The sequence below is a fragment of the Candidatus Acidiferrales bacterium genome, from assembly GCA_036514995.1.
Lineage (GTDB): Bacteria > Acidobacteriota > Terriglobia > Acidiferrales > DATBWB01 > DATBWB01.
The window spans coordinates 1-5,830 of sequence record DATBWB010000216.1; the positions used below are offsets into that span (position 1 = coordinate 1).

A 5,830-nucleotide genomic window follows, 5' to 3' on the forward strand; every position below is an offset into this window, starting at 1 on the left:
GGCTCGCCTCGCCGTAGAAGTCCGGCAGAAAAACGGCTTGAAGGGGTTTCTCCCGGCCAGACTGGAGCGCGAGGGGAACGAGGTCCGCGTGCGGACTTTGTCGTGGCAAGGCTCAGGCGATTTGGTTGCTCTCTCGCGCTCTGACTGCTTCCTTATCTTCCCGGATGACCAGGAGTGCTTGAAGGCTGGCGAGTATGTTACCGTTGTGTTTCTCTTGAATTAGCTGGTGAACCTCGGTCCTGAGCATGCCGCAGGGAAAGGGAATAGGAGAGGAGCTTTGTTCGCGGGGCTCTGGCTGGTGTGCTGCCCGCTTTTCGCTTCGGACAACTTTGACGTCCAGCAAATTGTTTCCTGTTAATATCAGCCGTGCCTTCCCGGCGCTGAAGGCTCGGAAGAATTGACTGAAGAGGAAAGCTCTCATTGGCAAAGTTGACTCACTTTGGCAAAGAGGGAAGCATCCGCATGGTGGACGTAAGCGGAAAGGGGGCCACGCGGCGCTCGGCCCGAGCCCAGGCTTTTGTTCAGATTCGGCCCGAAGCCCTTGCTCGGATTCGACGCCTGCGTCTGCCCAAAGGCAATCCACTGGAAATCGCCCGCATTGCGGGCATTGCCGCTGCGAAACGTACCGCCGATCTCATTCCTCTGTGTCACCCTTTGCCCTTGACCTACATTGATGTGGAGGCGAGCCTGTGCGAGAATGGGATCCAAATCTCGACCCGGGTGACAGCCGCTTCAAAGACCGGCGTCGAAATGGAGGCGCTGACCGCCGCAGCGGTCGCTGCCCTCACGGTTTATGATATGTGTAAGGCGGCCGACCCTGCCATGACCATCACAGACTTATTCCTCGTCGAGAAAACAGGTGGTCGCCGCGGGCACTATCGGCGGGGCCTTGGGTTCATGAAAAAATGAAAACTGGCGTTCGTATTTTGCTTGTCGAGGACAATCCAGCTCTCCTCGACCTGATGCGCAAAGGCATGGAGCACCTGGGCGAGGTGACCACCGCCAATGACGGTGCCGATGCCATTCGTAAGGTATCTGAACAACAACCTGATCTTGTCGTAGCTGATTATCGCATGCCCAATGTGGATGGGGCGGCTCTCTTTGAAAAGTTGCGCAACTCGGAAGCAACTCGCCAGATTCCGCTCATCTTTGTGGCTAGCCGAAAGGACATCGAGGAGCGCCTGCAATTGATGGCCGGCACTGTCGAAGATTACATCGTCAAACCTTTCTTTTTGAAAGACCTTGTCTCACGCGCCAAGAAGGTAGTAGATCGCATTCGTTTGGAGAAGCTCCAGCGGGGGGCTACGCGCCTGGGTGTCATTCAGGGCCGGCTGGAGGAGATGAACGTCATTGATCTGTGCCAGTCTCTCGAAATGGGACAAAAATCTTGCCGGCTGACCCTTCGCAGTGGTGGAAAAGAGTGCTCGCTTTTTTTTCAGAACGGTCAGATTCTCGATGCTAGCCTTGATACTTCTCGCGGGGATGATGCTTTCTACCAGATTGTTCTTTGGAATGAAGGGGAGTTCGAAATTGATTTTTCCATGGCCCCTTCGCGACAGACTACCACTCGCTCAACCCAGGGCCTTCTTATGGAAGCTCTCCGGCTTGTAGATGAAGCCAACCGTGGCGCCGTCCAAAGTTGACGTTCGCGTCGCTGTGCTGACCGTAAGCGATTCTGCCTCGCGTGGCGTCCGCCCCGATCTATCCGGCCCTGCCGTCGCCCGCCGAGTTCGCAAACTGGGCTGGCGGGTCGTATTCAGAAAAGTTGTTCCGGATAGCTTTCCGGCGATTCGTCGGACGTTGCTGGCGTGGTCCAAATCGCGCCGGGTGGATATTATCTTGACGTCGGGCGGAACCGGACTGGGTTTGCGTGACGTTACGCCTGAAGCTACTGAGTCCGTTCTCGGTCGCCTCATCCCGGGTCTCGCTGAACTGATGCGCCGCACAGGCCAGCGCCACAGCAAGTTCGCCCCTCTCTCTCGCGCCCTTGCCGGCACCCGCGGTGCCTGCCTTATAGTCAATTTGCCCGGCAGCCCCGCCGGGGCGGTTCAATCGTTGGCTGCCATCGCTCGGTTGCTGCCTCACGTCGTCCTGCTGCTTCGTGGCCAGGATCCTCATTCCCATCGGTGACGTCCGCGGCAACTGGCGCGGAAATTTTTTGCGCCCACTACTTTGCCTTGCTCTTGGCCCTGTGCTAGTATGACTCTTTCATCTTCGGCCAAGCGGGCAAGACTATGCCGGCAAACTACGTTCCCCTGCTCATCTTTGTTTTGCTTGCGCTCTTAGTGCCGGTTGTAACAATTTGGCTCATGAAATTTGTCCGGCCGGATTCGCGCGCGGTGGGTGCCAAGTTGAAGGCCTATGAGTGCGGAATACCGGCCGAGGGGGACGCCCGCGGCCGCTATTCGGTTCGTTTCTATATCATTGCTATCCTGTTTGTTGTGTTTGACGTGGAAACCATCTTCCTGTTTCCCTGGGCCGTGCAGTATCGTCAGCTTGGGTTGTTTGGCTTGGTGGAGATGCTTGTTTTTCTGGGAATCTTGATCATTGGCTATGTATGGCTCTACAAGAGAGGCGCTCTCGACTGGGTTTAGTCGTTCCTTTGAGCACCGCGGTGGCATCGGCTTTTTTGAGCCCGTGCTTGTTGTCTTCTGAAGAATCTTTGGCTTCGTTGGGCTGTGTTGAATTCCGCCCATGCGTGTGATAACAGTATTTGTCTTGTGTCCCTTGAGTTGAGATCTTCCGTGGGCAACCAAGCAAAAAATGGCAGATCAACCTACCCCCTCCCCTAAGCCGTCCGCCGGTGCTCCTTCGCCGCCGCGGCCCCCAAAGCCGGAAGATCTTTTGAAGCCAGTGCCTCTTGACAGCGAACTCTTAAAGCGCTTGCGGGAACGCTTCGCTGATGCCATCGGGGAGGCTATCCTGGATCGAAAACAGGCCATCATCAAGGTGAGCTCTGCTCCTCTCTTGGAAATCTGCCGCTATCTTCGCGACGACGAGAAATTCGATTTCCTCACTGACCTGACAGCTCTCGACTGGCCTAAGCGCGAGCGTCGCTTCGATGTCGTCTACAACCTTTACTCCTTCCCGAAAAATGAGCGCCTCCGTCTAAAAGCGGAGGTGGCCGTCAGCCAGAAGATCGCGAGTGTTGCTTCCGTCTGGGGTGCTGCCAACTGGCTCGAACGGGAGTGCTTTGACATGTTCGGCATCGTTTTCGACGGCCACCCGCATCTCAAGAGAATCTTGCTTCCCGATGAGTGGCAAGGTCATCCACTGCGCAAGGACTACGACATTCTCAAGCAGGACACCGATTGGGTGCGTGAAAACCTGCATATTGAAAGCGGCCAGTAGTCATGCCTGACGAACGACCCTGGACAGCTACCGAGGAAACCGTACTCGGCGCCGACGAGATTATCCTCAATATGGGGCCGCAGCACCCCGCCACGCACGGCGTTCTTCGCGTCAAATTAAAGCTCGACGGCGAAAAAATCGTCGGCTCTGAGTGCATCATTGGATATCTGCACCGCGGCGTTGAAAAAATCGCCGAACACCGCACCTACGCGCAATTCGCTCCCTATGTGGACCGAACCGACTACGTGGCGGCGGTGTCGAACGGCCTCGGGTATGTGGAAACAGTTGAGAAGCTGCTCGGCGTGGAGGCGCCCCCTCGGGCTCGCTGGGTGCGTACCATCCTCACCGAGCTGCAGCGCATCGCCAGCCATCTCCTTTGGCTGGGTACTCACGCCCTCGATATCGGCGCCATCACGCCGCTTTTCTACACCTTTCGCGAACGGGAAGAGGTCCTCAAAATTTTTGAGAAGTATTGCGGAGCGCGCTTGACCACCCACGCCTTCCGCATCGGCGGTTTGCAATACGAAACATACGATGGTTTTGAGGATGATGTCCGAAGGTTTTGCCGCGATTTTTACCGTCGTGTGGACGAGTACGAAGCGCTGCTCACTGAAAATCGCATCTGGCTGGGCCGTACCAAAGGTGTCGGCATTCTTACGATCAAAGACGCCATCGATCTTGGCGCTACCGGCCCCATCTTGCGCGCTAGCGGCCTGCGATGGGACATTCGCAAAGCCTTTCCTTACGCCGCTTATAGCGAATTTGATTTCATGATCCCGACGGGCACGAATGGCGATACTTTTGACCGCTATATGGTTCGGATGGAAGAGATGCGGCAATCCTGTCGCATTTGTCAGCAAGCCATCGAGACCATTCCGGCGGGGCCCATCATGGCCAAAGTGGGCAAGGTTTTGAAACCGCCACCCGGCGAGGTCTATCACTCGATCGAAGCGCCCAAGGGCGAAATCGGCTACTACGTTGTGAGTGATGGCACCGTCCAACCCTACCGGGTTCGCATCCGGCCACCGTCTTTCATCAATCTGCAGTCGTTTGACAAGATGGTGAAGGGTATGCTCGTTGCCGACGTGGTGGCCATCATTGGAACCCTCGATATCGTGCTGGGGGAAGTGGACCGCTAGGCTTTGGCCGCCGGGCGCGATGGAACGTCCTTTCGCATGAACTACTTCATACAGTTTCTCCACTCGGATCTTGCCCTCCGGATCGGCTTAATCCTTTTGATTGTGGCGGTTGTGCCGCTGCTGGCAGGTTACATCGTTTTGCTGGAACGCAAAGTGCTGGCCGACATGCAGGTGCGCCTGGGTCCCATGCGCGTCGGCCCCCATGGCCTCCTTCAGCCCATCGCCGATGCCCTCAAGTTACTGATCAAAGAGGACATTATTCCGGACACGGCTGACAAATGGGTGTTCTGGTTTGCCCCTGCCATCTCCGTAACCACCGCTCTTTCCGCTTTTGCCTTCGTGCCGTTCAGCCAGCGCGCCTATGTCGTGGACGTCAACGTCGGCATTCTTTTTCTATTGGCGATCTCGTCCGTTGGAATCTTGGGCATCATCCTGGGGGGATGGTCTTCAAACAGTCATTATCCCTTGCTCGGCGCCCTGCGCAGCGCAGCTCAGTTGGTCAGCTATGAGGTGGCTTTGGGGATGGCCATCCTGAGTGGGGTGCTTCTTGCGGGAACGCTTTCCATGCGCGAAATCGTCCGCGTGCAGCAAGAGCAGCATATTTGGTTCTTTGCCTACTCACCCATTGCCTTCTTCCTGTACTTAGTTGCCTCAGTAGCGGAAACCAACCGTGCGCCGTTCGATCTGCCTGAGGCTGAGTCCGAACTGGTCGCTGGATTTCACACTGAGTACAGCGGTTTCCGCTGGGCGCTCTATTTTCTGGCCGAATATGCCAACATGATTGTGGTCTCATCTATTGCCGTCACGCTCTTTCTTGGCGGTTGGCTGGCTCCCTTTCCTAACGTGAGCTGGCTCAACTTCCTGCAGGTTATTCCGCCGGAAGCTTGGTTTCTCATCAAGGTTTTCATCATCCTGTACGGATTCATTTGGTATCGTGGCACGTTCCCTCGCTATCGTTTCGACCAGCTCATGCGGCTTGGTTGGCGCTTCATGATCCCCCTCGGTATCGTCAACGTTATCGGCGTGGGCACGGCCATTGTCCTCGCCCAGTTGTATCGGTGGAATCCTGGCAAGGCGCTTTGGCTTTGCAATGCTGGAATCTTCCTGGTTGCCGCCTATCTTGCGGCGATTGGTCAGAGGCGGGAGCGACTGGCGGCATGAGCTTGAAGCTTCTTCTCCGCCGGATGCTCCTGCTGGATCTTCTCAAAGGTCTCTGGGTGACGTTTCGCTCGCAACATCCTCGGAACATCTACACCGAGCAATATCCCAAGGACCGCCCCTTGGTGGCGGAGCGTTACCGGGGAGCGCCGCGGCTGAACGACCATCCGGAGACGGGGGAG

Annotated in this window: 9 protein-coding genes; all 9 read left to right on the forward strand. The window is 56.5% G+C overall.

The window, feature by feature from the left end; translation table 11 throughout:
- A partial coding sequence (locus VIH17_13860; protein ID HEY4684320.1) for a hypothetical protein occupies positions 1-223 on the forward strand: 223 nt, incomplete at its 5' end.
- Between the two features lie 197 nt (positions 224-420).
- The gene (moaC, locus tag VIH17_13865; protein ID HEY4684321.1) at positions 421-909 is read left to right on the forward strand and encodes a cyclic pyranopterin monophosphate synthase MoaC; all 489 of its coding nucleotides are present in this window, start codon (positions 421-423) and stop codon (positions 907-909) included.
- Entirely contained in the window at positions 906-1,643 is a 738-nt protein-coding gene (locus tag VIH17_13870; GenBank protein ID HEY4684322.1) for a DUF4388 domain-containing protein, read from the forward strand. The genes moaC and VIH17_13870 overlap by 4 nt, the downstream gene beginning before the upstream one ends.
- Positions 1,624-2,130, forward strand: a complete 507-nt coding sequence (locus VIH17_13875; protein ID HEY4684323.1) for a MogA/MoaB family molybdenum cofactor biosynthesis protein — start codon at positions 1,624-1,626, stop codon at positions 2,128-2,130. Before VIH17_13870 ends, VIH17_13875 begins: the two co-directional genes overlap by 20 nt.
- A 104-nt stretch (positions 2,131-2,234) precedes the next feature.
- Positions 2,235-2,594, forward strand: coding sequence for an NADH-quinone oxidoreductase subunit A (locus VIH17_13880; GenBank protein HEY4684324.1), 360 nt, complete (start codon positions 2,235-2,237; stop codon positions 2,592-2,594).
- A 259-nt stretch (positions 2,595-2,853) separates the two neighbouring features.
- The gene (locus VIH17_13885; GenBank protein ID HEY4684325.1) at positions 2,854-3,351 is read left to right on the forward strand and encodes an NADH-quinone oxidoreductase subunit C; all 498 of its coding nucleotides are present in this window, start codon (positions 2,854-2,856) and stop codon (positions 3,349-3,351) included.
- A gap of 2 nt (positions 3,352-3,353) precedes the next feature.
- A complete protein-coding gene (locus VIH17_13890) occupies positions 3,354-4,490 on the forward strand; it encodes an NADH-quinone oxidoreductase subunit D (GenBank protein ID HEY4684326.1) in 1,137 nt (378 codons plus the stop codon).
- Between the two features lie 36 nt (positions 4,491-4,526).
- The gene (gene nuoH, locus VIH17_13895; protein HEY4684327.1) at positions 4,527-5,651 is read left to right on the forward strand and encodes an NADH-quinone oxidoreductase subunit NuoH; all 1,125 of its coding nucleotides are present in this window, start codon (positions 4,527-4,529) and stop codon (positions 5,649-5,651) included.
- Positions 5,648-5,830, forward strand: a 183-nt coding sequence (locus tag VIH17_13900) for a hypothetical protein (GenBank protein ID HEY4684328.1), incomplete at its 3' end; no start/stop codon positions are given. The genes nuoH and VIH17_13900, both read left to right, overlap by 4 nt.